The sequence below is a fragment of the Sediminibacillus sp. JSM 1682029 genome (assembly GCF_041366435.1).
GTDB classification, from domain to species: domain Bacteria; phylum Bacillota; class Bacilli; order Bacillales; family Amphibacillaceae; genus Sediminibacillus; species Sediminibacillus terrae.
In genome coordinates, this window is sequence record NZ_JBEWYY010000001.1 from 44,139 (window position 1) to 69,672 (window position 25,534).

At 43.5% G+C, this 25,534-nt stretch carries 30 protein-coding genes; all 30 read right to left on the reverse strand.

The genetic code is table 11. The features are described from left to right. Positions 1 to 3 precede the first annotated feature (3 nt). The 30 genes from ABVF09_RS00210 to xerC all read right to left on the reverse strand — a co-directional run bounded on the left by ABVF09_RS00210 (position 4) and on the right by xerC (position 25,467). Positions 4 to 867, reverse strand: a complete 864-nt coding sequence (locus ABVF09_RS00210) for a MinD/ParA family protein (protein WP_026570347.1) — start codon at positions 865 to 867, stop codon at positions 4 to 6. Further along, complete coding sequence (gene flhF, locus ABVF09_RS00215) at positions 860 to 1,987, reverse strand: flagellar biosynthesis GTPase FlhF (protein ID WP_153462570.1); 1,128 nt, start codon at positions 1,985 to 1,987, stop codon at positions 860 to 862. The genes ABVF09_RS00210 and flhF overlap by 8 nt, the downstream gene beginning before the upstream one ends. Further along, entirely contained in the window at positions 1,984 to 4,017 is a 2,034-nt protein-coding gene (flhA, locus tag ABVF09_RS00220) for a flagellar biosynthesis protein FlhA (protein ID WP_153462568.1), read from the reverse strand. Before flhA ends, flhF begins: the two co-directional genes overlap by 4 nt. A gap of 17 nt (positions 4,018 to 4,034) precedes the next feature. Next, entirely contained in the window at positions 4,035 to 5,123 is a 1,089-nt protein-coding gene (flhB, locus tag ABVF09_RS00225; RefSeq protein ID WP_035426819.1) for a flagellar biosynthesis protein FlhB, read from the reverse strand. Between the two features lies 1 nt (position 5,124). Next, the gene (fliR, locus tag ABVF09_RS00230; RefSeq protein WP_026570351.1) at positions 5,125 to 5,904 is read right to left on the reverse strand and encodes a flagellar biosynthetic protein FliR; all 780 of its coding nucleotides are present in this window, start codon (positions 5,902 to 5,904) and stop codon (positions 5,125 to 5,127) included. Between the two features lie 5 nt (positions 5,905 to 5,909). After that, on the reverse strand, positions 5,910 to 6,179 hold the full coding sequence (fliQ, locus tag ABVF09_RS00235; RefSeq protein ID WP_026570352.1) for a flagellar biosynthesis protein FliQ: 270 nt from the start codon (positions 6,177 to 6,179) through the stop codon (positions 5,910 to 5,912). A gap of 22 nt (positions 6,180 to 6,201) precedes the next feature. After that, entirely contained in the window at positions 6,202 to 6,867 is a 666-nt protein-coding gene (gene fliP, locus ABVF09_RS00240) for a flagellar type III secretion system pore protein FliP (RefSeq protein ID WP_026570353.1), read from the reverse strand. Continuing rightward, positions 6,860 to 7,537: a flagellar biosynthetic protein FliO gene (gene fliO, locus ABVF09_RS00245; RefSeq protein ID WP_371068397.1), complete on the reverse strand. Its 678-nt coding sequence runs from the start codon at positions 7,535 to 7,537 to the stop codon at positions 6,860 to 6,862. Before fliO ends, fliP begins: the two co-directional genes overlap by 8 nt. Before the next feature lie 16 nt (positions 7,538 to 7,553). Next, entirely contained in the window at positions 7,554 to 7,916 is a 363-nt protein-coding gene (locus ABVF09_RS00250) for a response regulator (RefSeq protein ID WP_026570354.1), read from the reverse strand. 21 nt (positions 7,917 to 7,937) lie between these two features. Further along, complete coding sequence (gene fliY, locus ABVF09_RS00255; RefSeq protein ID WP_026570355.1) at positions 7,938 to 9,131, reverse strand: flagellar motor switch phosphatase FliY; 1,194 nt, start codon at positions 9,129 to 9,131, stop codon at positions 7,938 to 7,940. Further along, positions 9,121 to 10,119, reverse strand: coding sequence for a flagellar motor switch protein FliM (fliM, locus tag ABVF09_RS00260; protein WP_026570356.1), 999 nt, complete (start codon positions 10,117 to 10,119; stop codon positions 9,121 to 9,123). Before fliM ends, fliY begins: the two co-directional genes overlap by 11 nt. A 32-nt stretch (positions 10,120 to 10,151) precedes the next feature. After that, positions 10,152 to 10,574 (reverse strand): flagellar basal body-associated protein FliL, encoded by a 423-nt coding sequence (gene fliL, locus ABVF09_RS00265; protein WP_237648614.1) that lies wholly within the window; start codon positions 10,572 to 10,574, stop codon positions 10,152 to 10,154. Next, positions 10,564 to 10,785, reverse strand: coding sequence for a flagellar FlbD family protein (locus tag ABVF09_RS00270; protein ID WP_026570357.1), 222 nt, complete (start codon positions 10,783 to 10,785; stop codon positions 10,564 to 10,566). Before ABVF09_RS00270 ends, fliL begins: the two co-directional genes overlap by 11 nt. 42 nt (positions 10,786 to 10,827) lie before the next feature. After that, the gene (flgG, locus tag ABVF09_RS00275) at positions 10,828 to 11,709 is read right to left on the reverse strand and encodes a flagellar basal body rod protein FlgG (RefSeq protein WP_026771358.1); all 882 of its coding nucleotides are present in this window, start codon (positions 11,707 to 11,709) and stop codon (positions 10,828 to 10,830) included. A gap of 83 nt (positions 11,710 to 11,792) precedes the next feature. Then, positions 11,793 to 12,164, reverse strand: a complete 372-nt coding sequence (locus tag ABVF09_RS00280; protein WP_026570359.1) for a TIGR02530 family flagellar biosynthesis protein — start codon at positions 12,162 to 12,164, stop codon at positions 11,793 to 11,795. A 12-nt stretch (positions 12,165 to 12,176) separates the two neighbouring features. Further along, positions 12,177 to 12,626, reverse strand: coding sequence for a flagellar hook assembly protein FlgD (flgD, locus tag ABVF09_RS00285; protein WP_371068398.1), 450 nt, complete (start codon positions 12,624 to 12,626; stop codon positions 12,177 to 12,179). Then, complete coding sequence (locus ABVF09_RS00290) at positions 12,627 to 14,030, reverse strand: flagellar hook-length control protein FliK (protein ID WP_153462564.1); 1,404 nt, start codon at positions 14,028 to 14,030, stop codon at positions 12,627 to 12,629. Positions 14,031 to 14,050: 20 nt separating this feature from the next. Further along, positions 14,051 to 14,644 carry a MotE family protein gene (locus ABVF09_RS00295; protein WP_153462562.1) on the reverse strand — a complete coding sequence of 198 codons (594 nt, stop codon included), beginning with the start codon at positions 14,642 to 14,644 and terminating at the stop codon, positions 14,051 to 14,053. A 3-nt stretch (positions 14,645 to 14,647) separates the two neighbouring features. Continuing rightward, entirely contained in the window at positions 14,648 to 15,097 is a 450-nt protein-coding gene (gene fliJ / locus ABVF09_RS00300) for a flagellar export protein FliJ (protein ID WP_026570363.1), read from the reverse strand. Next, positions 15,097 to 16,416 (reverse strand): flagellar protein export ATPase FliI, encoded by a 1,320-nt coding sequence (fliI, locus tag ABVF09_RS00305; protein WP_026570364.1) that lies wholly within the window; start codon positions 16,414 to 16,416, stop codon positions 15,097 to 15,099. The genes fliJ and fliI overlap by 1 nt, the downstream gene beginning before the upstream one ends. Next, positions 16,406 to 17,161 carry a flagellar assembly protein FliH gene (fliH, locus tag ABVF09_RS00310; RefSeq protein ID WP_371068399.1) on the reverse strand — a complete coding sequence of 252 codons (756 nt, stop codon included), beginning with the start codon at positions 17,159 to 17,161 and terminating at the stop codon, positions 16,406 to 16,408. Before fliH ends, fliI begins: the two co-directional genes overlap by 11 nt. Beyond that, positions 17,154 to 18,164 (reverse strand): flagellar motor switch protein FliG, encoded by a 1,011-nt coding sequence (gene fliG, locus ABVF09_RS00315; protein WP_371068400.1) that lies wholly within the window; start codon positions 18,162 to 18,164, stop codon positions 17,154 to 17,156. Before fliG ends, fliH begins: the two co-directional genes overlap by 8 nt. Positions 18,165 to 18,176: 12 nt before the next feature. Then, entirely contained in the window at positions 18,177 to 19,784 is a 1,608-nt protein-coding gene (fliF, locus tag ABVF09_RS00320; RefSeq protein ID WP_026771363.1) for a flagellar basal-body MS-ring/collar protein FliF, read from the reverse strand. Between the two features lie 84 nt (positions 19,785 to 19,868). Further along, the gene (gene fliE, locus ABVF09_RS00325) at positions 19,869 to 20,111 is read right to left on the reverse strand and encodes a flagellar hook-basal body complex protein FliE (RefSeq protein WP_268744590.1); all 243 of its coding nucleotides are present in this window, start codon (positions 20,109 to 20,111) and stop codon (positions 19,869 to 19,871) included. Positions 20,112 to 20,210: 99 nt separating this feature from the next. Next, complete coding sequence (gene flgC / locus ABVF09_RS00330; protein ID WP_026570368.1) at positions 20,211 to 20,666, reverse strand: flagellar basal body rod protein FlgC; 456 nt, start codon at positions 20,664 to 20,666, stop codon at positions 20,211 to 20,213. 3 nt (positions 20,667 to 20,669) lie between these two features. Beyond that, positions 20,670 to 21,068, reverse strand: coding sequence for a flagellar basal body rod protein FlgB (gene flgB / locus ABVF09_RS00335; RefSeq protein WP_153462554.1), 399 nt, complete (start codon positions 21,066 to 21,068; stop codon positions 20,670 to 20,672). A gap of 702 nt (positions 21,069 to 21,770) precedes the next feature. Further along, positions 21,771 to 22,550, reverse strand: coding sequence for a GTP-sensing pleiotropic transcriptional regulator CodY (gene codY, locus ABVF09_RS00340; protein WP_026570370.1), 780 nt, complete (start codon positions 22,548 to 22,550; stop codon positions 21,771 to 21,773). A 21-nt stretch (positions 22,551 to 22,571) separates the two neighbouring features. After that, entirely contained in the window at positions 22,572 to 23,966 is a 1,395-nt protein-coding gene (hslU, locus tag ABVF09_RS00345; protein WP_026570371.1) for an ATP-dependent protease ATPase subunit HslU, read from the reverse strand. A 16-nt stretch (positions 23,967 to 23,982) separates the two neighbouring features. Then, positions 23,983 to 24,531: an ATP-dependent protease subunit HslV gene (hslV, locus tag ABVF09_RS00350; protein ID WP_026570372.1), complete on the reverse strand. Its 549-nt coding sequence runs from the start codon at positions 24,529 to 24,531 to the stop codon at positions 23,983 to 23,985. 15 nt (positions 24,532 to 24,546) lie between these two features. Further along, positions 24,547 to 25,467, reverse strand: a complete 921-nt coding sequence (gene xerC / locus ABVF09_RS00355) for a tyrosine recombinase XerC (RefSeq protein WP_371068402.1) — start codon at positions 25,465 to 25,467, stop codon at positions 24,547 to 24,549. Between the last annotated feature and the right edge of the window lie 67 nt (positions 25,468 to 25,534).

Here is a 25,534-nt window from a genome sequence, read left to right on the forward strand (position 1 = left end):
TAACTACCTCTCTTTGATGAAATGTGTAAGCTTTTTGATAAAGGAAGAAGACGTTCGCCTGCCACCCGGCAAATCACCATCAAGAAATAAATCCGCCATCTCCCGTACAGCCTTGGCTGCAGCGGTTTTTGGGCTTTTTTCTACAAAGGGAGTCTGACTGATGACTGCCTGGACCACCGCTTTATCTTCAGGCAGCATCCCGAGGACGGCTAATTCTTTTCCTAAAAACTGACCAGCAACACGCTGAAGCCGGGCTGCAGTTTGTTTGCCGACACGCTGATTCGGAATTCGGTTGATCAGTAAAAACAACGGCAATACCGGGTCTTCCCTTGTGATATGTTTGATCATCGCGTAAGCATCTGTAAGGGAAGTCGGTTCAGGAGTGGTTACGACAATCGCTTCATCTGCCGCCATCAAAAAATTGGCGCTTCCTTCCGTTATGCCCGCCCCCATGTCGAATACAATAAAATCGAACAAACCTGTCAGCATTTCATATTGACTGATAAAATAATCAAACTGGTCATCGTTCATGGAAAAAATGTTCATCAGTCCCGAACCAGCAGAAATATAGGCAAAAGAGTCGGATATACGTTCAATGACGTCGTCAATCGGCAATCTTCCTTCAAACATATCGACAATGGAAAGCTTGCTGGTTTTTCCTAACAGAACATCGATATTCCCCATGCCGATGTCCAGATCAAACAACAATACACTTTTTTGTTTCTTGGATAGGGACAAACAGAAATTCAAAGCAAAGTTGGACTTACCCACTCCACCTTTTCCGCTGACGATAGCGATTGTTTTTGCCTGTTTTGGATTCCTCGATGCCTCTACTTTTCTTCGTAAATTAGCAGCCTGATCATACATCGGCAAACCCGCCAACTATCAACTTCGCAAGTTTTTTGACATCGACCGACTCGATATCATCCGGAACATCCTGACCGGTGGTGAGATAGGCGATCCCTTTGCCGGAAGTCAAAGTCAAGCCGGCCATCGCTCCATAACTCGCTGTTTCGTCTTTCTTTGTAAAAATCAATTGTTTGATCGGCACTTTTTCAAATTGCCGGTAAATCTCCATCAAATCATCGCTTTTGGCAGCGAGGGATAAAACCAGATATGTATCGATATCATGGTTCAAGTCGATGATTTCCGCTAATTCATTTACGTACTTTTCATCTCTGAAATTCCTGCCCGCCGTATCTACCAGCACCAAGTCAAAATCTTTGAATTTTTCTCTTGCCGAGCGATAATCATCAAGGTTGTAAGCTATTTCAATCGGTACATCCAAAATCCTCGAGTACGTTTTCAGCTGATCGATCGCTGCAATTCGATAGGTATCTGTCGTAATGAAGGCAACCTTTTTGTTATCTTTCAATACACTATTTGCTGCGACTTTGGCAATGGTGGTGGTTTTCCCTACACCGGTAGGTCCTACAAAATGAACAAATTTTTTGTCGTAGGAAATCCCCTCAAATGCATCTTGCTGAAATTTGCTTTCCAATTCTTCTGCCAAAAGCTCCACAAAAGAATCCCTGCCAGCTTCTGGATTCCGCTCATACATACTCGAAACCAAATTTTCAGCTGTTTTTTCTTCCATATCCTGTTTGAGCAAGTGTTCATAAAACAACCGGTAAGCGGCAGGGTATTGAGGCAAGCTTCCCGTATTGCTGTTCAATTCAATCAAGCTCTTCAAGTCTCTCAATTCCTGTAATAAGCCCTGATCTGCTTTGACGCGATCAGATTCCTTCCCTTTCACCTCTTTTATAGAGGCCGCCGGTTTTATTGCTTGCTGATCCGTTTGTTTGTGTCTTTCCGGCTCCTTGTCCAATGCGGCAACCACTTCTATGTTCCTTTTTTTAAACAAACCCAAAAACCCGCCAGTATGGATCGCCTTCGAATGCAGGATGACCGCATCGGCCCCCAGCTCTTTACGGACTTTCTGCATAACTTCCGGCATTGTCGGTGCTGTAAACTTTTTCACCTTCATGCGACATTCACCACCCCTATGCTTTGTACTTCAAGGTTTGGTTCCAATTCATTATAAGAAAGCACAATAACCTGCGGAAAGTAACGATCGAGCAATTGCTTTAGATACATCCTGATGGAAGGAGCACATAAAATTATCGGTGTTTCTTCCCGAAGCGATGCCTGTTCCACCTGTTCGGTCACAGATCGGATTATCACCTGCTGTGTATCCGGATCTAATGATAAATAGCTGCCATGTTCCGTTTGCTGCACATTCTCCGCCAATACCTGTTCTACATCGTTTGAAATGGTAATCACCCGAAGCATACCACTCTCATCGACATACTGACTGGTTATTTGAGAGGCAAGAGACTGTCTTGCATATTCAGCCAACAACTCGGTATCAGTAGTCATCTTGCCAAAATCAGCAAGTGTTTCAAAAATAATCGGCAGATTTCTAATTGAAACATTCTCACGCAACAGCTTAGCCAAAACTTTTTGGATATCTCCAGTAGACAATGGTTCTGGTGTCACTTCCTCGACCAAAATCGGATAACTTTCCTTCAAGTGGTCGATAAGCTGTTTTGTTTCTTGCCTGCCAAGCAATAGATGCGCGTGCTGCTTGATCACCTCGGTGATATGGGTAGAAACAACCGAAGGCGGATCGACAACCGTGTAACCTGAGAGTTCTGCTTCGTCTTTCAATTCTTCGCTTATCCATTTTGCCGGCAGTCCAAAAGCAGGTTCCTGTGTATCTATTCCTTCTATTGTATCATCATCGATACCTGGACTCATTGCCAAATAATGATCCAGCAATAATTCGCCTGTAGCCACTTCATTCCCTTTCACCTTCAAACGGTACTCATTAGGGTTAAGTTGGATGTTATCCCTGATTCTGACTACCGGAATGACCACACCCAGTTCAATTGCCAACTGACGCCGGATCATCACCACCCGGTCAAGTAAGTCTCCTCCCTGACTGGTATCTGCTAGAGGAATCAACGCATAACCAAACTCAAACTCGATTGGGTCCATACTTAACAGCTGGACAACATTTTCGGGAGACTTCATATGATCGGTGTCCGCTTCCTCTTCTTCTTCGACCGTCGGCAAATCCGGCTGCTCCAACTCCTTGGAAAGCCAGTACGCTCCAAAAACGAGGATGCCGGCAATCATTGTCGTCAGCAAAAAATTGATCGGAGTCAAACCAAGGAAGAAAATGGTGCCGGCTGCTATGTACAACAATTTTGGATACCGAAAAAGCTGTGTGGTGACATCTGTTCCCAGGTTCCCGTCCGAAGCGACTCGGGTTACCACGATTCCGGTAGCAGTGGCAATAAGCAGTGCCGGTATTTGACTCACCAGGCCATCCCCTACTGTCAACTGCATATAGGTGCTGATTGCTTCTTGAAAGCTCATATCCATCTGGACCATACCTATGATCAGACCGAATATAATATTGATCAAGACAATGATGATTCCCGCAATCGCGTCCCCTTTGACGAACTTACTTGCACCATCCATCGCGCCGTAAAAATCCGCTTCGTTCTCAATTTTTTCTCGACGCTCCTTGGCCTGCTGCTCCGATATCATGCCCGCATTCAAGTCGGCATCGATGCTCATCTGTTTACCAGGCATCGCATCGAGGGTAAACCTTGCAGCAACTTCGGAAACCCGCTCTGCTCCTTTCGTGATGACAAGAAACTGGATAATCACCAATATGGCGAAAACTACAAAACCTACTAATGGATTATCCCCAATTACAAACGTGCCGAACGTTTCTACGACTCCCCCGGCATCCGCTTTAGAAAGGATGGAACGGGTTGTCGATACATTCAGTCCTAGCCGGAACAGAGTCATCAGCAGCAAGAGTGACGGGAAGATTGAAAATTGCAATGCCTCTGTCGTATTCATGGACACCAATATGACAATAAGCGCTAAGGATATATTGCATAATATGAAAATACTTAATAGCCATCCTGGCAAAGGGATGACCAACATAATAATAATTAAAATGACACCTAATAAAACCGATAAATCTCTGATTGCCATGTAACTCTCTCCTTAAATCACTTACTTGAGGCATTGTGTCCCATTTTATATACATAAGCCAGCACTTCAGCTACAGACTGGAAAAATTCTTCACTGATGATGTCGCCAATTTCGATTTCTTTATATAATCCACGGGCCAATGGCCGGTTTTCCACCAACATAACATCGTTTGCCTTAGCTATTTCCCTTATACGAAAAGCGACATAGTCTACCCCTTTTGCCACGACATAGGGAGCGTCTGCTTTTGTTTCATCATATTTTATCGCGACAGCATAGTGAGTCGGATTGGTGATGACCACATCCGCCTGAGGTATCTCGCTCATCATTCTCCTCATGGCCATTTGCCGCTGTTTTTCTTTTATTTTTGATTTGATTAAAGGATTTCCTTCAATATTCTTGTGTTCATCTTTTATGTCATTCTTGGACATGCGGATACTTTTTTCAAAATCGTATTTTTGATAAGCATAGTCCAGTACTGCAATAAGCAAAAGTGCAATCGAAGCTGCTATTCCCATAGTTACGGTGGTATTCCCGAAAAACGCCAGCGAGCTGTCCACATCCTTTCCAGCAAGCTGCATCATCTCATCTTTCCGCATCCATATTACAGCGAAAGTGATCGCTCCGATAAAAACGATTTTCAATAAAGATTTGACTAATTCCACCAAAGCACGTGCCGAAAAAATTTTTTTTGCACCTTGGATCGGGTTGATCTTACTCAGTTTCGGCTTAAGCGGCTCGCCAGTGAATAAAAATCCTATTTGCATAAAATTGGAGGCAAGGCCAGCAACAATAGCAATTCCCATAACAGGGGCCATTGCTTTGCTCATTTCTATGGTCGTTTCCAAGAAAACTTTGTGGGTGGTTGTTTCGGTTACCTCCCAGTTGATATATTCCGTAAACGAATGTTCATATATTTCCATCATAATATTTTTCAAAAAGCCGCCCAGGACTATAAAAAGAAGAAAGACGAAAAACAATAAAATTGCTGTGTTTACATCCTGACTCTTAGCAACCTGTCCTTTTTTTCTTGAATCCTGACGCTTTTTCGGGGTTGCTTTTTCTGTCTTTTCTCCAGCAAAAAATTGCAAATCCAGCTTTAATTCCAGTTCAAGCACCTCCGAATAGCTGTAACAGACTTTGCATGGTCTGAAGCATCGTTTCAAACAAGTTTTTCACCAATCCTACATACAGACCAAGAAAAGGTAAAAGGACAATAAAACTGACAAGAATTTTCAAGGGAAGCCCCACTACAAAAACATTGAGTTGGGGAACCGTACGGGCGATTATTCCAAGAGCAACATCGACCAGGAATAAACAACCGACCACTGGGATCGCCATTTGAAAAGCGATCAGGAACATCTTGCTGAATGTTTGGGTAACCAGCTCTGCAATAGCTTCGTTTCCCCAAGGGATGAAAGCATCTAACGGAACCGTTTGATAACTGTAAAAGATGCCGTCTATCAACAAATGGTGACCGTTAACAGCCAGCAGAAACAATAAAGCAATCGTATAAAAGTACTGTCCGATCAACGGACTCTGTGCCCCTGTCTGCGGATCGATCACATTCGCGATGGCGAAACCCATCTGAAAATCGATAAAGCCACCGGCAATTTGAAGTGCCGCAAGAATAAGATAAGCCATCAACCCAAGCAGCAAACCGACAAGTGCTTCCTTAAAAACTAATAAGATAAAAGTTTCATCCAATGCTATATCGGGTATGGATATCGTATAATACATAATCCAAGCCAAAAAGAAACTGCTCCCTATTTTGAAATGGGCCGGAATATTTTTATAGGAAAAAATAGGAACAGTCACAAAAAAAGAGGTTACCCTGACTAGTATCAATAAAAAAGCCGGAACACTGGATAAGTTAATTAGATCCAACATCTATTTCAACCTACGAACTGGTTCAGGTTCTGGAAAATATTTGCTGCAAATTCTACCATCCTTGTCAGCATCCAGGGTCCGAAAAACACCAGTCCTACAAGGACCGCCACAATTTTCGGGATAAAAGCCAGTGTTTGCTCTTGAATTTGAGTAGTTGCTTGAAAGATACTGACCAAAAGCCCGACTACCAGTGCCAAAAGCAGCAATGGACCGGTTACCATCAATATCGTGTATATCCCTTGCTGTGCCAGGGAGATGACAAAATCACCGCTCATAAAATCATTCTCCTTTCCCTAGTTAAAATCCGCTCAATAAAGAATGGGTGATCAAGTACCAGCCATCCACCAAGACGAATAGCAGAATTTTAAATGGCAAAGAAATCATTACCGGTGGAAGCATCATCATACCCATGGACATTAAAACACTTGCTACAGCCATATCGATTACAAGAAAAGGAACGAATATCATAAATCCCATCTGGAATGCGGTTTTCAATTCACTGATGGCAAATGCAGGCACCAATGTTGTAAGCGGGATCTCCTCAACGGTTTCCGGCTGATCCATTTGAGCATAATTCATAAACAAAGCCAAATCCTTCTGTCGCGTATGACCGGCCATGAATTCTTTGATTGGCATACTGGCATTTTCATACGCTTCATCCAATGTAATCTCTTCATTCATCAATGGAGACAAAGCTTCCTCGTTAATCTCTTGAAATGTCGGCGCCATGATAAAAAATGTCAAAAACAGGGCTAGCCCGATTAGCACTTGATTGGGTGGCATCTGCTGTGTAGCCAGAGAAGTTCTGACAAACGACAGAACGATGATGATTCTCGTGAAACATGTCATCAAAATCAATATACTCGGTGCCAATGAAAAGACGGTCAGCAGCAAAATCAATCGGACAGAGGTCGATATATTGCCAGGGTCTGAACCGGAAAATACATCTATAAATTCATTCATCGCTATCTTCACCCTTATTCTGTCGGCGGTCAATCAACCTTTTTCTGCCTTGTTTGAGTTTATCCAGCTCCGTCTGGAATAAAGAAGAGAATTGTTGCTGCTCTTCTCTTTCGTTATCGACTGCTGATTTTTTTTTACTTCCCACCACGGAAGTCAGGAAAGTGACTGGGTTGAAATCACTACCCCCGCCATCCGTCCTCATCAGATTTTCCTTCGTGGCTTCATCGGTTATTTCAGACAACATTTCCACGTTGTCTCCGACGCCAATCACGAAAAGTTTCTCCCCTATTCGGACAATTTGCAGCGATTTCTGCGGTCCCAGAGCGATACCGCCAATATTCTCCAATGCCCTGACTTTTTGGAACATTTTATTTTTACGGTTTAAAAATTTCAGCAGAAAGTAAATCAACGCCAAGACCAGCCCAAGCGCCAGTACTAACCGAATGAAGTAATAGAATAATCCGGAAGAAGACTCCTCTGCCGGCTCTATTTGACCATCTTGGTTCCCTTCATTTTCATTGCCTTCTTCGTTTGTCGTTCCTGTGTCTGACTCGCACTCATCACTCTGCGTTCCCACGCAGTCCTTTACACTGGGAGCCGCCGAAAACGAAGCCGGAACAAACCAGAGGGAAAGAAAGACAAATGCCAGCACAAAAAAATTTTTCAACATTTTTCACCACTTGTTTTCAGTCTAATACTTTTTGAATTGCCTCTATTACACGGTCCGCCTGAAATGGTTTGACAATAAAGTCTTTCGCGCCTGCCTGGATCGCATCGATAACCATCGCCTGCTGTCCCATGGCGGAACACATGATGACTTTAGCATCTGAATTGATTTGTTTGATTTCCTTCAACGCGGCAATACCATCCATCTCAGGCATGGTGATGTCCATTGTAACAAGGTCTGGTGTCAGTTCCTTGTATTTTTCGACTGCTTGGGCACCGTCGGGCGCTTCCCCTACTACTTCAAAGCCGTTTTTACTCAAAATGTCCTTGATCATCATCCGCATGAAAGCTGCATCATCTACTATTAATACTCTCTTACCCATTTAAACTACCCCTCTCGAATTCTAGTTCAATTTTTTTATACGATCCCTCGGGCTCACGATATCCGTAACCCTTACGCCAAAGTTTTCATCAATGACTACTACCTCACCTTTAGCAATCAACTTTTCGTTCACATTGATGTCGACTGGTTCGCCAGCAAGCTTGTCCAGCTCGATAATCGATCCAGACGAAAGTTCCAAAATTTCCTGTACAGAACGTTTTGTCCGTCCTAACTCCACTGTTACTTTTAGCGGGATATCCATGAGTATATCCAGGTTGCGCTGCTCCTTGGCAGGTAATTCCGCTTGCTCAAAATTGGAGAATTCGGCCTGCTGGACATCGGCTGCTTTGCTGGATACTTTGCCTCCGATATGTTTCGGCTGCTGGTTCTGAACGCCAGGTGCTGCATTGTACTCGGCCCTTGGTTCACTTTCCGCTTTCGCTGCCGATGGCTGCTGTGCATTTTCCGGCTTGGATGCAGCTTGTTCCTGTTTTGTTTCCTGATTGTTTTCCTCGGCAGGATTCAACAATTGATCAACTAGATCTTTTGCAAAATTGACAGGCAGGAGCTGCATAATATTTGAATCTATTAAATCGCCGATTTGTAATTGAAAAGAAACCTTTACAAGAATATCTTCTGAGTCAATCGGTTTCGTTCCTTGGTCCGATTCCACATCCAGCATGCTGATCGCCGGTGGTGAGATATCGACTCTTTTGGTGAACACGGTCGACATACTGGTCGCTGCAGTACCCATCATTTGATTCATCGCTTCCTGTACAGCGCTTAGATGGATGTCGTTCAATTCCTCAGAAGGAGCTTGTCCGTCGCCACCCAGCATAAGATCAGCTATGATCGCAGCATCTCTTGATTGTATGACAAATAAGTTCACTCCCGAAAAGCCTTCTGTGTACTCCACTTCCACTCCCACATAAGGCTGCGGAAATTCATCCTGCAGATTTTCCTTGTGAATGACAGAAATCGTCGGCGTTGTGATGTCCACCTTCTGGTTCAACAAAGTGGAAAGGGTCGTTGCAGAACTGCCAAAAGAAATATTCCCAATTTCTCCTAAAGCATCTTGCTCGATTGAATTTAAATAATCGTCCACCGGGGGATTTTGAACTGTATTTCCTTTTGTTCCTTGTTCCGGTTCCTCGTCATCCGTGCTCTGCAAAAGAGCGTCGATCTCTTCTTGGGACAGCATATCATCATTCATCATTGTCGTTCCCCCCTTGTATTTCTTCTAAGACTTGGACAGCCATCTTATTTTTTTGTTTACCAGGCTGTATATAAAACTTCGGTTGTTCATCCACTTTAAGCGTCATCGGCTGGTCGATCGCCTGATCGAGCTGAATGACATCGTCTTTTTTCAAGTTGAGTAAATCACTCACACTGATTGTCGAATCTCCCAGTATTGCTTTGACGTCCACTTCTGCCCTGCTGATTGTATGAGCCAAATCCTCATACTCTTTTGGATCGCTTTCCTTTGTATTCGTCTGCATCCAATAATGGACAGACAACTTGGAAATGATCGGTTCCAAAACGACATGAGGAATACAGATGTTGATCATCCCACTGCTTTCTCCAATGGTGGTGTTCAAGGAAACAACCACCACGGTTTCATTGGGGGACACAAGCTGAAGAAATTGGGGATTCACTTCAAATTCTTCAAACATGGGATCTATATCAATGACTGAACTCCACGCCTCCTGTAAATTTTCCAAGGCCTTCTCGAATAACTGTGACATTAACGTGGTTTCAATCTCAGTCAAGTTTTCCACTTTATTCACGCTGTTGCCTTTTCCGCCCAATAATCGATCAAGCATGGCATAAGCGATATTCGGATTGAATTCAAAAATGATTCTTCCTTGCAATGGAGCCATACTGTATATATTCAAAATGGTCATTTTCGGAATCGAACGAATAAACTCTTCGTAAGGTATCTGGTCGACAGAAGCCACCGAGATTTGCACGTATGTCCGCAGCTGAGCAGAAAAATAAGTAGTCAACAGTCTGGCGAAATTTTCATGAATTCTTGAAAGGCTTCTTATTTGATCCTTTGAAAAACGCAGTGCTCTTTTGAAATCATATACTCTAACTTTTCTTTCTTGTTCTTCTTGCTGTAAGGTGCTCGCATCCATCTCTCCTGAAGACAGAGCAGATAGAAGGTCATCTATTTCGTTTTGGGAAAGTACTTCCTGCGCCATATCCGCCACCTCCTATCAGGAGACTTTCTACCTTATTGTAAAACTTTTTTGATGGTGTAAACATCGACGATATTTCCCTCTTGCATTACTTCATTTAACTTATCCTTCATCATTGCTTCGAGATCGGATAAACCGGTTTTAAATGCTTCCCGGTCCATTTTCGCCAACTCTTTTATCAGGATATTCTGTGCTTGAAATTGGCGTTTTTCTACTTCTTCTTTGGCCTTTTCACTGTCTGTGACAATTTGGAATTGAATGCGGACAAAGCTGCCGTCTTCCAAATCGGTGCTCATTTCTTCTGTCTGAACAGAGTTTTCAACCATTTCATCCAACGACTGTTCATCCGGTTCTTTTTCCTCTCCGTCTGCATTCAATACAAATACCATGCCGGCCGCTCCGCCGATAACCAGCACCAGCAGGACGATGATCAGCGTTTTAATCATTTTACCGCTCATCAACATCACCGGCTTCTTTGACACAGCCCTGCAAACCAATAGTTTGATAATACTTTTGAATCAACATATTAACTTCATTCTCCGTTTCTCTTACAACTAGTTTTTTTCCTGTTACAAGACTGATGGTCGTATCAGGAAAAGATTGTATCTGCTCAATATAAACTGCATTTAAACTGAATTTATCACCATTTAATCGAGTGAGCTTGATCATTTATTTGAAGGGGGCTGTTCACGCCCCCGTTCCCCCTTTTAATTAACGTTTCAGGTTGACCAGTTCCTGCAGGATTTCATCCGAAGTGGTGATGATCCTGGTATTTGCCTGGAATCCTCTTTGTGCTGTAATCATCTCCGTAAACTCTTCTGCCAAGTCGACATTGGACATTTCCAAGGCACCAGAAACAACGGACGCCCCGCCATCTTGTCCAGGAATGACCAAATCATCGATGCTGTCAAAGTTGCCATCATCCGTGTAGACACCTGCGTTTGCAGTCAGCTGATAAGTATTAGCTCCCAGCTTTTGCAAGCCCCCTGGATTCGAAAATTTAGCAAGTCGGATCGTGCCGGCTGTTGTGGCTCCGTCGTCCGGATCCACATAAGTCACTTCTCCAGTTCCCTGTATGCTGAAGCTTTCAGCATCCTCCGGAATCTGGATTTTCCCTAATCCGCCGCCTTCTACTTCTCCCAGCAGATATTTACCATCCGGGTTGACGATATAACCATCGTCATCTAAATAGAAATTTCCTGCTCTGGTAAAGGTCATTTCGTTTCCGCCAAAGGTGAAGTTTCCATCCGCATTGGCATCTTCTCCTAAAACGAACATGCCGTCTCCTTCCAAAGCAAGGTCTAATGCACGGTTGGTTGTCTGACGGTTCCCTACGGTATGTATGTTGTCAATCGAACCTACCTGAGAACCCAAGCCTACCTGAGAAGGATTCACACCTCCACGGATAGCATTCCCTCCTTGCATCACGGGGCCTTCTGCTCCTGATAGAGACTGGCTCATCATATCTTGAAAAGTAACCCGGCCTTTTTTATAACCGGAAGTGTTTACGTTGGCGATATTGTTTCCGATAACATCTAATTTGGTTTGAAAACCGTTCATTCCTGAAATTCCTGCATACATTGAACGTAACATTTAGCACAACATCCTTTTTCAGTATTTTTTATTCCATTTGCCTCATTCACTCAGCAAATTTCGGCCTCCCTTTCGGGTCCAGCCTAATCATCCATAACAATGGTTCCATTAATATTGGTGAATATTCTGCTGCCGGCTTCCGAGCGATCCATGGCTGTCACGACGGTATTGTTTTTCGTGCTTACCAACAAGGCTGCGTGATCAGTCAATACCAAGGAATCTGTTATTCCCTTTTGTTTCGCTTCTCCTACTTTTGCCGTGATTTTTTGCCATAGCTCACTGTCGATTGCAATATTTCGTTCGTTCATACGTTGCTTTGCATGTTTGCTAACCTTTAAACCTTGTACATTTAACAATGCATCTTTAAAATTTGTTTGTTGTTTAGATGTTTTGGTTTTCGTTGAGTTGGGTAATAAGGTTATTGGGTGTTGTAAAGATTGTATTCGGTGCTCCATGTTTATCATCCTTTAGTCAGATGATGGGCTGCTCACCTTTAATACCGAATCCGCATATATCTTTTCACCGTTGCTCAATTCCAATATGGCTTTTCCGTCTGACTGGCTGACTGCGGTCACCTCGCTTGTCGGTGTTTCGATTACTTGGCCTGTCTCTTCATCATACCGGTTATAAGAAACTTCTTTGCCGATTAAATGGCTATATTGAAGAACCGGAGAAATGGTTTGTGAATCAACTAATCGATCCATGGAACTAGACATGTTCGTCATTTGTTCCAGGGAGGAAAAACTGGCCATTTGAGATACGAATTCCTTGTCTTCCATTGGATTCAGCGGGTCCTGGTTTTGCAGCTGGGCCATCAAAATTTTTAAAAATTCGTCTTTTCCTAAATTTGAACTAGTCGTGCCACGCGGCTGCTGGCTCAAATAAAAGGAATTATCTATTTTCGTCACTTTTGTCACCTACACTTTCTCATTCATCAGAAAATCAGAGAAGCTTTTACCTTCCGAGTCTTCTTCTGAAGACTCCCTGGATTCATCCTGCGGGTAGCCGTTTTCTTGTTCTGACTGATCCATGTTGCTGTTGCTCTGCTGCCCATTGTTCCGATTATCTTGTTGCAACAATTGAGCATCCTGTTTCTCGACAACTACTTGCTGCGGGGAGAACATATGCTTGAGCTGATGAAGATTTCCTTCAAGCATGTCCTTGGCTGCTTGGCTCGTCACTGTTATTTTGACGGTCATTTCCCCATTGAGCTGGGTCATCTTCACCATTACATCCCCCAACTGAGCAGGACGCAACTTGATGGAAAGCTCTTTGGTGCCATTGCTTTTCAAGAAATTGCTTTCTTGTATTGCTTTTTGCAATGTTTCTGTCATTTGTTTTTGATTAGCTTCCTGACTCCCTGTTTGGTTTAGGTGGACTACATACTGTTCGAGTTTAGAAACCGGCATGCTGTTGGCATGTTGCTGTGAAAAAGTTGCCTGATTTGTCGACCCATCTTCCGACTGTCTAGCCAAGGCCTGTTTAACCCATTTGCCAATATCTGCTGCAGTTACAGAAGAATTGCCTGGATAACGGTTTTGCGCAGAAAGGTTTTCCCGGCTGCGAAAAGTTGTTACAAGCTGTTGCCAAACGTTTTGCAATTTCGCTTCCCCTTTAAGATTGCTATCCTGGTTAAAAGTAAGTGGCATGGTTGTTTTTCCAGCCGTTTTTTCCTGATTCACCCACTGCTGAAGTAATTGCTTTAGGGCCGTTTCCTGCTCTTTAGTAGGGTTGCCCGCTTCTATTTTGCCGAGAATCACCTTTGCTTGCTCCCAAATCAACTGAAAACCTTGCCTGCTATCTTGATCCACTTTCGTTGCTACTGGGTTAACCAAAACAGCCTGTTGATTTTGAAGCATGGCGACCGCTTGTTCAGAAGTCGTTGGTGAAGCTACGATGGTTTTACTTGATGCCGGTGTTCCTTCAGCCGGATTCGCCTTCTCGATTGCACTCTTGACGCTTTGCGCAAGAACGGCGATCAACTCGGTATTTCCGAGTTCCGGGTAGTCTTCACTAAGCTGTTGCATCGTGGTTTCGTTATGGAGCATTTCAGAAATCACTTCTTGTACTTGTGGAGACAAAGCATCCAATTCTTTTATGTCTTCCTCCGTTAGCTCGATACCCAGGGAGCTCAATGCAGAAAGAATTCCGGCGAGCATACTGTCCTGACTTTCACTTTCATCTTTCTGACCTTCCGAATTTTGCAGCATCAAGTCTTTGAAAGCGGTACTCAGCCCTAACATGCTGGTATTATCTTCCGAAGTAGATGGTTGGGTCAGTGGTACGTTCGACTGGACGGTTAACATTCCGATACTATTCACTGTTTCACCTCCTTTCAGTGTTATTGCGCTTCCCCAGCTGCGTATGCATTTGTCAGTCTGGCAGCTTCATCTGCATCCATTTCGCCAAGGATTTCACCCAAGGTCTTTTTGGACATTTGTTCCATGACCGCCAACGCTGTATCATCCTCTAAATTAGCCAGTATTCCCGCGGCTCTTTCTGCCTCCATGTTTTGAAAAGAGGTCGAAATATCATTTATGGGGTCGGAAGCAGTTTCCTCGGTTCCTTCTTCCTTTGTTTCCAGCTGTTGGTTGAGCGTGTTGATTTGTTCGTTCAAATCTTCCACATCCGCTTCTCTTGCTTCCAATTCCGATTCCAATTGCTCGATTTGTTCATCCTTGCTTTCGATAGCAGCAGTCAATCGTTTTTGCTCTACATCTCCGCTTTCTCCGCTTTCTTTTTCCTCTTCAGAAACCAACGAAGAAACACCTGGCACTTGATTTGCATACTTTTTGGCAAATCCAGCGACATCAATCCCGGCAGCAATCATAATGATCGTTGCGATTGTCGCTGCCAAGATCAAAGGAATTAATATAAATAACAACCATTGAAGGATTCCTGGTTTCTTTTTTTCATACTCGGATGTACTAGCCATAACTCACCAATCCCTGTTCTTGTTAAACTGTACAGTGGATATTTCGTCCATCTGCTTTGATTCTTCAGCTTTGATGATTGCCTGCTGTTTTTCTTTCTTCCGTTCAATCATCCGCTCAAATTTCTTTGTTTCGACATATGCAGCAGTAAGTTTATCCTGCTTTGCTTCCATATCCCTTCGGGCATTGCCGACTGCCGTCTGCATACTGGAGATTTTCGTCTTCAATTTTGCTATATATTCAGAATGGAAAGTCAAATTCCCCACAGATGCGGGAGTTTCACCGATTTCACGCTGATATGCCACTTCCGCATCTTCTTTCTTCTTCAAAAGCAAATACATTTCCGAGGCGACGTCTTCAAAGTGTTCAACTGATAACTTGTAGTCTTTTTGAGCCGTTTGCTTTTCCCTATCTCTTAAATCCAATAATTTTTCAAATGTTTTTGCATCTGCCATTACACCTTACCACCTGCTACTAGATTAGAAGCTTGCAAAAATGCTTCTTTACTGGAGAATTTTTCGTCCGTTCCCTGCTTCAAATATTGAACCAGTTTCGGCTGAAACTGAATCGCCTCATCTATCTCCTTGTTCGTACCACGTTTATAGGCCCCTATCTGAATCAATTCGTGATTCTCTTCATAGGTAGCGAGCAAAGACCTGATCTTAGCGGCAACTTGGTATTGTTCAGGTGATATTACTTGCGGCATAACCCGGCTTACTGACTTTAAAACATTTATTGCCGGAAACCGGCCTTGTTCGGCAAGTTTGCGATCAAGTATGAAGTGGCCGTCCAGTATCCCCCGGACCGTATCGGCAATAGGCTCATTCATGTCATCGCCATCCACCAGCACCGTGTAAAAAGCAGTGATGGTACCTAGCTCACTAGTGCCTGCCCTTTCCAGCAATTTTGGCAATATTGCAAACACGGAAGGCGTATATCCTTTTGTCGTCGGCGGCTCTCCTGTCGCAAGCCCAACTTCACGCTGAGCCATCGCCACCCTGGTCACGGAATCCATCATCAGGTTGACATTGTATCCTTGATCACGAAAATACTCACTGATGGCCGTTGCTGTATATGCTCCCTTTATCCTCATCAATGCCGGCTGGTCAGAAGTCGCCACCACGACGATTGACTTACGCAGACCCTCTTCGCCAAGATCATTTTCGATAAACTCCCGGACTTCTCTTCCACGCTCGCCGATCAACGCAATCACATTGATATCTGCTCCGCTGTTTCTCGCAATCATTCCCAAGAGCGTACTTTTTCCAACACCGCTTCCAGCAAATATTCCTACCCTTTGTCCCTTTCCTACTGAAAGCATGGTATCGATCGCTTTCACCCCTACTTGGATAGGTTCGTCAATCGGCGGACGCAACATAGGATTGGGCGGTGACTGTTCAGAAGGATAAGAAGCCAACCCTCTCGGCATTTGTGATTTATCCAGAGGATTTCCCAAAGAATCGACCACCTTGCCGATCAATCCTCTTCCTACTTTTATGGATAAAGGCTGACCAGTTGCTTCGACCATGCAACCAGGTCCTATGTTTTTCAGCTGTGAATAAGGCATGAGTAAAACTTTCTCGTTATGGAAACCGACAACTTCTGCCAGAATTGTTTCATCCTGGTGTGTGCTGGCATGAATGTAGCAAACATCGCCAATGCTTGCTTCTGGTCCTTGGGATTCAATCATCAGACCAATCACACGGTGGATTTTTCCATAGCGCTTATAACTATCGAACCGTTCGATCACATCAAGGTATTTGTCAATCTTCATCTGAGTTCTCCCTTAACGCTTCAAATAATTTTTCCCTCAGTTCAATCAACCGCGTATCAACACTTGCATCAATTCTTCCAAATGTCGTTTCGATGATACAGCTTCCTCTTGTCAGCTCTATGTCAGGATAAAACTGGAGTTGCGCTTCTCCGACCACTATATTTCGCAATTCGTCCTGCTGACTGATCACAAGTTGGTAGTCTTCGGGATGAATATACATCGCAATATTTTCCTGTTGCTTGGCTTCCTTCAGCACCTGTTTGACAATTCCCAAAAATGCATCCGTGGTTTCCAATTCTTGATGGACAATTTTAGAAGCGGCCTTCATGCTCAAGGTCAAGACTGCATCTTCACTTTGATTGAGGATCGTCTGGTAATCTTGCTGAGCGAGATCGACCAGCTCGCGTGCTTTGTCAACAAATTCCTCATATTCTTTTCGAGCATCCGAACGCCCAGATTCAAACCCAGCTTCATACGCTGCCTGTTTCACTTCTTCATATAACTGCTTTTTTTCGGATTCCCACTTGCTTCTTTCATTCGCAATCTGTCGCTCTGTTTCTTTTGTTAAGAATTCTGCTTCTTCCCTTGCTTTTTTCAAGGCTTCTTTGGCCTGCTTCAATTCTGATTCCGTTTGTTCAAGCCCTGTCTTTGAATTTTGAAGCTCGACTTTTTCTTGTGCAACAACGGGTTTAATCCCGATTATCTTCCTCCTGCTGTCGGGATGTATCGGATGGTTGTTAGACAATCACATCATCCCCTCCGCCACGGGCTATCACAATTTCACCTAGTTCTTCCAATCGGCGGATGACCGAAACAATACGAGATTGAGATTCTTCCACATCCCGCAATCTAACTGGTCCCATAAATTCCATTTCTTCTCTGAAGGTATCTGCCATTCGGGTCGACATGTTGTTGAATACAATGTTTTTGACTTCTTCACTTGCCACTTTCAAGGACAAGCGCAAGTCATCATTCTCTACTTCTCTGATCACCCGCTGAATCGCACGGTTGTCCAATGTAACAATATCTTCGAAGACGAACATCCGCTTTTTGATTTCCTCTGCGAGTTCAGGGTCTTGAATTTCCAAAGCATCCAGAATGGTCCGCTCGGTGCTCCGGTCTACACCGTTCAGCACTTCTACCACTGCCTGGATTCCACCTGTCTGTGTATAATCCTGCGTCACAGTCGCCGACAGTTTCCGCTCTAAAATTTGTTCCACTTCCGTAATGATCTCGGGCGAAGTAGAATCCATGACCGCAATCCGCTTTGCTATGTCAGCCTGCATTTCCTGCGGAAGCTCAGACAGGATCTGGCTCGCCTGCTCTGGATCCAAATAAGACAATACCAGCGCGATTGTCTGGGGATGTTCATTTTGGATGAAATTCAACACCTGTGACGGTTCAGCTTTACGGGCAAAGTCAAACGGCTTCACCTGCAGGGAAGACGTGAGCCGATTGATGATACTATCTGCTTCCGACTGGCCCAACGCCTTTTCCAAAACCGTTTTAGCGTAACCGATTCCCCCTTGGGAAATATAGTCTTGCGCCAATGCTATTTGATGAAACTGATCAAGAATTTGCTCTTTCTGTTCCGCTTCAACCTTTTTCACTGAAGAAATTTCCAACGTCAATTTTTCGATTTCCTCTTCGGTCAAGTGTTTATATACTTGCGCAGAAACATCGGGTCCGAGTGAAATCAATAATATCGCGGCCTTCTGTTTCCCTGTCAATTCTTTGTATCTTGCCATAAAGGTTGCCCCCTAATCTTCCGCAATCCAACTGCGAAGCAGTTTCGCAAATTCTTCCGGTTTGTCTTTCGCAAGTTTCTCCAGTTGTTTGGTACGGACCCCTGCTTCCGTTTCCGGGCTTTCTTCAATATCCGGAATGGCGACGGGTTGAGGAACATAGGATTCTTCTGTATATTCGTACTCTTCCTCTTCTTCCGTATTTCTTCTTCTCCAAAGCATCCAAATCAATGCGAGAATGATAACAACCAAAACTCCGCCGACGATGTACATCCAAGCAGGTATGGCTGCTTGCGGCTGGGCGGACGAACCCTGACTTCCATTGAATTCCTGCATTACAATCGATACTTTTTCTTCCGGATTCACCTCGCCATATTCTTCGTCAATCGAAGTAGTGATGATTGAATCAAGGATAGATGAAATCCCATCTTCCACCGTCGCTTCTTCAGCAGCCGATAGATATTCTACTTCTCCTGATTCTTCGTCGACCGATTTCGTGTTATCCACTGCCACTTGTATTCCAAGGTCTCTAACTTTATAAGGACTTTCGACTATTTCTTTCTTTATTCGATTGAACTCATTGTTAATCGATTCCTTGACCATTTCGTAATCGCCGTCCTGCCCTTCCTCACCGGCTGGATAATTGACGACTTCCTCTTCACCGGTTCCTGCGACACCGCCTTCCGGTGTGCCTCCTGTGTAAGTTTCTTTGATGGTCTCCACGCTTACCGGCAAGCCTTCCATATTCTCTTCATCAACAGGTGTCACCAATTCTTCTACCCTGTTTTCCTGAGTGAAATCAATGTCAGCAGTAACGGAAGCAATTACCTTGTTGTTTCCGACTATCATGCCGATCATTTGCTGCACCCGACGTTGAATATCCCGTTCGATATCCTGTTTCACATTTTGTTGATACGTATAGGTGTCCGTATTTCCTGCAGTAGCTGTGTCATTCAAGTCGAAATACTCAAAATTTTGATTCATGATGACGATATTATCTGTAGGAAGGTTCGGAACCGTCTTGGAAACCAAATGATATAAAGACTTGATTTGGCTTGGTTCCAACTGATATCCCGGCTGTGTGTTCAGAACGATCGATGCTGAAGCTTCCAGCGTCTGGTCACTGACAAAAACCGCTTCTTCCGGTTTGTTGATCATCACATTGGCATCCTGAATACCATCGATACCTTTTATGAGATTGGCGATTTCCGTCTGCATCGCATCCAACTGAATCACATCAAACTCATTATCCGTCATCCCCCATGAAGTGTTGTCACTGAAGAACGAATAATCAACATTTCCGCTGTTCGGCAATCCTTGGGCAGCAAGATCGACCAATAGTGTATCAGCGTCCTGTTCAGGAACCAAAATCGTTTTACCTGCATCCTGAAGTTCGTACTGGATCCCTTTTGCGTCCAGTTCTGTTTTTATTTGTCCCACTTCCTCCAAAGACAAATTGTTATAAAGAGGAACCATGTTGCTTTTGCTTGCAAGCAATGTCCCCCCGATAATCAAAAAAAGAACCAACAGGAAAGAACCGATCATGACTCCTTTTTGTCTGGAAGATTTGGAACTCCAGAATTTCGTCAATTTTTCTTTATAGATGTCAATTTTCTGTTTCATTCTCTTCCCCCAAAAAAAACGCACTTTTCCTTACCTGGAGCCGCCAATAAGGAAAAGGACGGTATACTCTATTTGCCTATTTATTTACACCTGCATCCTCATCACTTCATTGTAAGCATCAATTGCTTTTCGCTGCATCTCGACAGCAGTATTCAGTGTGATGCTTGCCTTTTGCGCTGTAATCATGACATCATGTAGGTCATCGATTTCTCCATTGGCTAGTGCCTGTGTCTTCTTATCCGATTCAACCTGATAATTGTTCAATGTATCGATAGCATTTTTCAAGCTGCTTGCAAATTGCCCTTGCGCTTCTCCCGGAGTGGACAGCTTTCCATTCTCCTGTCGTAAAGAAACGGCAGACGGCGATTGTAAATTCCCTACGTTATTGATTGTAACCAAAAGGTATCCCCCATTTCCGGTTTATCATTATTTTCCTATTTCCAATGCTTTAAGGAGCATGCTCTTTGTCGCATTTACAGAAGTGACGTTTGCTTCATAAGATCTTGTGGCACTCATCAAATCGACCATTTCTTCAAGCGGATCAACGTTCGGTAGTTGTACATAACCATTTTGGTCCGCATCTGGATGATTAGGGTTATAAACAAGTTTGAACGGCTCTTCATCTTCCGATATTTCACTTACCCGCACGCCTTGGCCAGGATTGGATGAATTCCCAGAAGCTTTTTGAAGAAAAGATTGAAAGCTGGGTGATTTTGCTTCCAGTGAAACCAGTTTCCTTCGATAAGGTTCATATTCCCCATTTTCGTTCACTGTCGCCCGTGTAGTATCAGCATTGGCAATATTGGAGGAAACAGTGTCCATTCTCAGTCTCTGAGCTGTGAGCGCACTTGCACTAGTATTAAGTGCATTGAAAATGCTCATTTATTATCTTCCTCCTTTTATGACTGTTTGCAGGCTTGAAAATTTTCCATTCAATCGATCTACCAATCCTTGATAATAGATTTGGTTTTTAGCCAGCTCTGTCATTTCCTTGTCAATGTCAACATTGTTTCCGTTATGGTTGTATGTAGTGTTGGTATTGGAAACGATACGGAAGGATTGCTGTGCAGTATCAGAACCGAAGTCGATATGTCTCGTATCAGTGCGTTTAGTTTGGAAGCCGCTGCTCATTTCATTGTTCAAAACATCTTTGAATGCGACTTGTTGCGCTTTATAACCCGGTGTGTCTGCGTTAGCAATATTGTTTGAAATGGTTTGGTTCTTTAAAGAGGCATAATCCAATGATTTCTCTAAATTGCTAATGGTATTCCCAAAGAAAGACACTTTCTCTTCCCCCTATATTCAATTTGACTTTACTCGTACTGTTTTTATTTTTCTCAGAAACCGTCATAATTTGGCTTTCAATATCGAATATTGTAATTTAATTCTAATTCTGTGTCTATGCAATTTACTGATAATCTGACTTTAGGTCTGTAAAAAATCGCCTACTTCTAATACTTTAGTCTCATTTCCCATCCTATAATACCCAAACTCCCTCCTATACGTATGTGTCGAACCATGTCTTTTTTCCTTTGCTTTTATTATTGCACATTCTTGCACAAATGAAAATATGGTTGGCAAAAAAGAAAAAGAATTCCAAAATCGGACACATTCTCCCTGTACCTGCCCTCCTATGGACCTGGGTAATTAGACACAGGAATTCATTAGAGCACATATTTGCACCCGGCAAAAAACTTCCCATTTAAGATCGGGATTGATGATACAGTTCATGTCGGTTTATTCATTTTCAAATGGTTTTTTGAAGTGATCGCTGTCTTCGTGCTATGAATACTAGGGGGATACAGCCAAGGTTATCGGATATCGGGGGGGCTATCATCGTTTTAACACTGTTTTCAATCAGGTTTATAGTCTTTACCAGGAGCATGAAATGCTATACTTACTGAAACGGCCGCGCCCGTGAACAAAAAAGTCATCACAAAAAAACTTCTTGTCGAAATGACAAGAAGTTTTTTCAAATGAACCCAATCAATTGGATCTAATTTTTTCTAACTCTACAAGGAATTTATTGTTCAAAACTTTAATATAGGTACCTTTCATACCAAGGGAACGAGATTCGATCACTCCAGCACTTTCCAGTTTCCTTAATGCATTGACGATGACAGAACGGGTGATGCCTACTCTGTCGGCTATTTTACTAGCCACCAGCAAGCCTTCATTTCCATCAAGCTCCTCAAAAATATGCTCGATCGCTTCAAGTTCGCTGTAAGACAGCGAACTAATCGCCATTTGAACAACCGCTTTGCTTCTGGCTTCCATTTCGATTTCTTCTGTTTTTTCATGGAGGATTTCCATCCCGACGACAGTTGCTCCATACTCAGCCAACAAAAGGTCATCCTCGCTAAAACTTTGGGTCAGCCTGCTTAGAATCAATGTACCTAACCGCTCGCCGCCTCCGATAATCGGTACAATTGTCGTAAGACCCTTCTGGAACAATTCTTTGTTTTCTACCGGAAAAGCAGTATAAGGGCTGTCTATATCAATATTTGAAGTGGTTTCCTGAATATTGAACAGGCTGTCGGTATATTCTTTCGGAAATTGTCTTTCTTCCAACATTGATTTCATTCTTTCATTCTCAATTTGCTGATTGATAGCGAACCCTAATAGTTTCCCTCTGCGGCTGACGACAAAAATGTTTGCCGTAATGATATCTCTTAGCGTGGCAGACATCTCATTGAAATTGACTGACTTTCCTGTAGTTTTTTGTAACATTGAATTGATTTTTCTGGCACGATTTAATAAATCCATTGTTATCCTCCAATCTAGTATTTACAATATATACTGGCTTAAATCCTTATTTTTGGCGATAGTGCTCAGTTTTTCATCAACATATTGCGGAGTTATTTCAATCTTCTCCATATTGATATCCGGAGCTTCGAAAGACAAGTCTTCCAGCAATTTCTCCAAAATAGTGTGAAGCCTTCGTGCACCAATGTTGTCTGTTTCCTGGTTAACATTGAATGCTACTTCGGCGATTCTAGTCACAGCATCGTCCGTAAATTCGACTTTTATACCTTCGGTTGCCAGTAGGGCTTGATACTGTTTCAGTAATGCGTTGGATGGTTCCGTCAAAATGTTGCGGAAATCCTCAATCGACAATTTATCAAACTCTACCCTTATCGGGAATCGTCCCTGCAATTCTGGTATCAAGTCTGACGGCTTTGCCATATGAAAAGCCCCGGCAGCGATGAACAAAATATGATCAGTCTGGACAGGTCCATGCTTTGTGACCACCGTCGAGCCTTCCACAATCGGCAGGATATCACGCTGTACTCCTTCACGGGACACATTTGCCGACTGGTCACTCTTGCCAGCTACTTTATCGATTTCATCGATGAAAATCATACCTGACTGCTCCACTTTTCCGACTGCATCTTGCGCTACTTCGTCCATATCGATTAGTTTTTGGGCCTCCTGCTGGGTCAATACCTTTCTTGCTTCCGAAACGGACAGTCGCCGTTTCTTTTTCTTTTTCGGCATGAACTGTCCAAGTGCATCCTGCATATTCATCCCCATTTGTTCCATGCCCGATCCTTGTAACATATCGAACATGGATGGCGTCTGTTCATCCACTTCGATTGTGACCATCCTGTCTTCCAATTCACCGAGATCGAGCTGGTGCCGGATGCGTTTTCGTCTGCTTTCGATTTCCTGATGGTCGCTCTCCTGGTCTGCCTCTTGATTTTCTGTGCCTTGCTGTGGGAAAAACATTTCTAGCGGGTTTTTAAAATTGTTCTGCTTTTTCTCTTCTGGAACCAGTATTTTGACAAGTCGTTTATTCGCCTGTTTCTCTGCTTTATCCATCACCGTTTCCATTTTTTCTTGCTTCACCATGCGAACTGCCATTTCAACCAAGTCACGTACCATCGATTCAACATCGCGACCTACATATCCGACCTCGGTGAATTTCGTGGCCTCCACTTTTACAAATGGTGCTCCGACAAGCTTTGCCAGCCTTCTGGCAACTTCTGTTTTCCCTACACCGGTCGGTCCAATCATCAAAATGTTTTTCGGTACGATTTCATCACGCAATTTGTCATCAAGCTGCATCCTTCTATAGCGATTACGCAGTGCTATTGCTACAGATTTTTTTGCGTTGGTTTGACCAATTATGTACTGATCGAGTTGTTCGACAATTTGCTTTGGAGTCTTATTCAGCGCCATTAAAGTAAGCCCTCCTTTAATCCAGTACTTCTAGGGTTATTTGATCATTCGTATACACACATATTTCTCCGGCCACTTCCATGGCAGCATGGGCAATAGCTTTGGCAGACAGGTCTTTGGCATGACGAGTCAATGCACGGCCTGCACTTAAAGCATAGTTTCCACCTGAGCCGATTGCCAGCAATCCATCGTCCGGTTCAATCACTTCCCCCGTTCCGGATACCAGAAGCATTTCTTCTTTATCCATGACAATCAACATAGCCTCGAGTTTACGCAGTACCTTGTCGCTTCGCCACTCTTTGGCTAACTCTACCGCTGCTCTGGACAGATTTCCATTATACGCTTCCAACTTCCCTTCAAACTTTTCAAACAAAGTGAAAGCATCCGCTACCGATCCGGCAAAACCCGCCAATACTTTCCCTCTGTACAACCTGCGGACTTTTTTGGCTTTATGCTTCATGACGACCGCATTCCCTAAAGTAACCTGACCATCTCCGCTCATTGCACATTGTCCATTGTGACGGACAGCGAATATAGTCGTGGCGTGGAATTGTTGTGACTCCATCCAGCCTTACCTCCTCTACGAATCATTCTTCTGCTTCGCCCTTGGATGAGTATTCATATAGATATTGCGAAGCCTGTCTTTAGTGACATGAGTATAAATCTGGGTCGAAGATAAATGTTCATGGCCCAGAAGTTCCTGAACCACTCTTAAATCCGCTCCTTCATTCAACATATGTGTAGCAAACGTATGTCTCAATTTGTGAGGATGAAGATGGATGGTCAAAGCAGCTTCTTTCACCATCTTTTCCAGTACCAGTCTTACCCCCCGCGGCGTCAACGGATTTCCCCTGGCGTTTAAAAAAACGGCAGAAGATGGCTTCGCCGTTTTCTGTAACAGTTGATTCCTACCATCGTTTATATAGTTTTGCATGGCGGTTTCTGCAAAACGACCAAATGGCAGGTACCTTTCTTTCTTGCCTTTTCCCGTTACCAGCATAGTACCAATGTCGAAATCAATGTCCTCGAGACTCAACCCTGTACATTCACTTACGCGTATTCCAGTAGCATAAATCAATTCCAGAATTGCCTGGTTTCTTTGGCCAAGCGGGCTGGTCAAGTCACTGACATCAAATAACCGTTCCAACTCTTCTGCATATAAAAAACCTGGTACGGGCTGGTCAGTCCTCGGGAGTACCACCTGTGAGAAAGGATTAGCTGTGACATGATTTCCCCGGTCCAGGAACTTGTAAAAACTGCGCAGACTCGAAATTTTTCTGGAGACGCTTCTCCTGGATAACTTCTTTTCATATAAAGTAGTCAAATAGGTCCTAACTACATGATAATCAATTTGTTCCAATTGACCGATGGATTCCTGTTTCAGAAATTCATAAAAATTATCTATATCACTTTGATAATAATCAATTGTGTATTGGGAAGCGTTCTTTTCAATTTGTAAATATTCTGTAAAGGCTTTCTTTGCTTCAAACCAGTTCAGCATTTCCCCCACCTCGCTCAAGGCGTATAAATAGTAACACAAGTATCCCAGTCCATGCAATAAATTTTAC

Coding starts and splice junctions, on each gene's coding strand:
- ABVF09_RS00210 (WP_026570347.1), bottom strand. CDS start 867: ATGTATGATCAGGCTGCTAATTTACGAAGAAAAGTAGAGGCATCGAGG.
- flhF (WP_153462570.1), bottom strand. CDS start 1,987: ATGAAGGTGAAAAAGTTTACAGCACCGACAATGCCGGAAGTTATGCAG.
- flhA (WP_153462568.1), bottom strand. CDS start 4,017: ATGGCAATCAGAGATTTATCGGTTTTATTAGGTGTCATTTTAATTATT.
- fliR (WP_026570351.1), bottom strand. CDS start 5,904: ATGTTGGATCTAATTAACTTATCCAGTGTTCCGGCTTTTTTATTGATA.
- fliQ (WP_026570352.1), bottom strand. CDS start 6,179: ATGAGCGGTGATTTTGTCATCTCCCTGGCACAGCAAGGGATATACACG.
- fliP (WP_026570353.1), bottom strand. CDS start 6,867: ATGAATGAATTTATAGATGTATTTTCCGGTTCAGACCCTGGCAATATA.
- fliO (WP_371068397.1), bottom strand. CDS start 7,537: ATGTTGAAAAATTTTTTTGTGCTGGCATTTGTCTTTCTTTCCCTCTGG.
- ABVF09_RS00250 (WP_026570354.1), bottom strand. CDS start 7,916: ATGGGTAAGAGAGTATTAATAGTAGATGATGCAGCTTTCATGCGGATG.
- fliY (WP_026570355.1), bottom strand. CDS start 9,131: ATGATGAATGATGATATGCTGTCCCAAGAAGAGATCGACGCTCTTTTG.
- fliM (WP_026570356.1), bottom strand. CDS start 10,119: ATGGCGCAGGAAGTACTTTCCCAAAACGAAATAGATGACCTTCTATCT.
- fliL (WP_237648614.1), bottom strand. CDS start 10,574: ATGAGCGGTAAAATGATTAAAACGCTGATCATCGTCCTGCTGGTGCTG.
- ABVF09_RS00270 (WP_026570357.1), bottom strand. CDS start 10,785: ATGATCAAGCTCACTCGATTAAATGGTGATAAATTCAGTTTAAATGCA.
- flgG (WP_026771358.1), bottom strand. CDS start 11,709: ATGTTACGTTCAATGTATGCAGGAATTTCAGGAATGAACGGTTTTCAA.
- ABVF09_RS00280 (WP_026570359.1), bottom strand. CDS start 12,164: ATGGAGCACCGAATACAATCTTTACAACACCCAATAACCTTATTACCC.
- ABVF09_RS00295 (WP_153462562.1), bottom strand. CDS start 14,644: ATGGCTAGTACATCCGAGTATGAAAAAAAGAAACCAGGAATCCTTCAA.
- fliJ (WP_026570363.1), bottom strand. CDS start 15,097: ATGGCAGATGCAAAAACATTTGAAAAATTATTGGATTTAAGAGATAGG.
- fliI (WP_026570364.1), bottom strand. CDS start 16,416: ATGAAGATTGACAAATACCTTGATGTGATCGAACGGTTCGATAGTTAT.
- fliG (WP_371068400.1), bottom strand. CDS start 18,164: ATGGCAAGATACAAAGAATTGACAGGGAAACAGAAGGCCGCGATATTA.
- fliF (WP_026771363.1), bottom strand. CDS start 19,784: ATGAAACAGAAAATTGACATCTATAAAGAAAAATTGACGAAATTCTGG.
- flgC (WP_026570368.1), bottom strand. CDS start 20,666: ATGAGCATTTTCAATGCACTTAATACTAGTGCAAGTGCGCTCACAGCT.
- codY (WP_026570370.1), bottom strand. CDS start 22,550: ATGGATTTATTAAATCGTGCCAGAAAAATCAATTCAATGTTACAAAAA.
- hslU (WP_026570371.1), bottom strand. CDS start 23,966: ATGGCGCTGAATAAGACTCCAAAGCAAATTGTCGAACAACTCGATCAG.
- hslV (WP_026570372.1), bottom strand. CDS start 24,531: ATGGAGTCACAACAATTCCACGCCACGACTATATTCGCTGTCCGTCAC.
- xerC (WP_371068402.1), bottom strand. CDS start 25,467: ATGCTGAACTGGTTTGAAGCAAAGAAAGCCTTTACAGAATATTTACAA.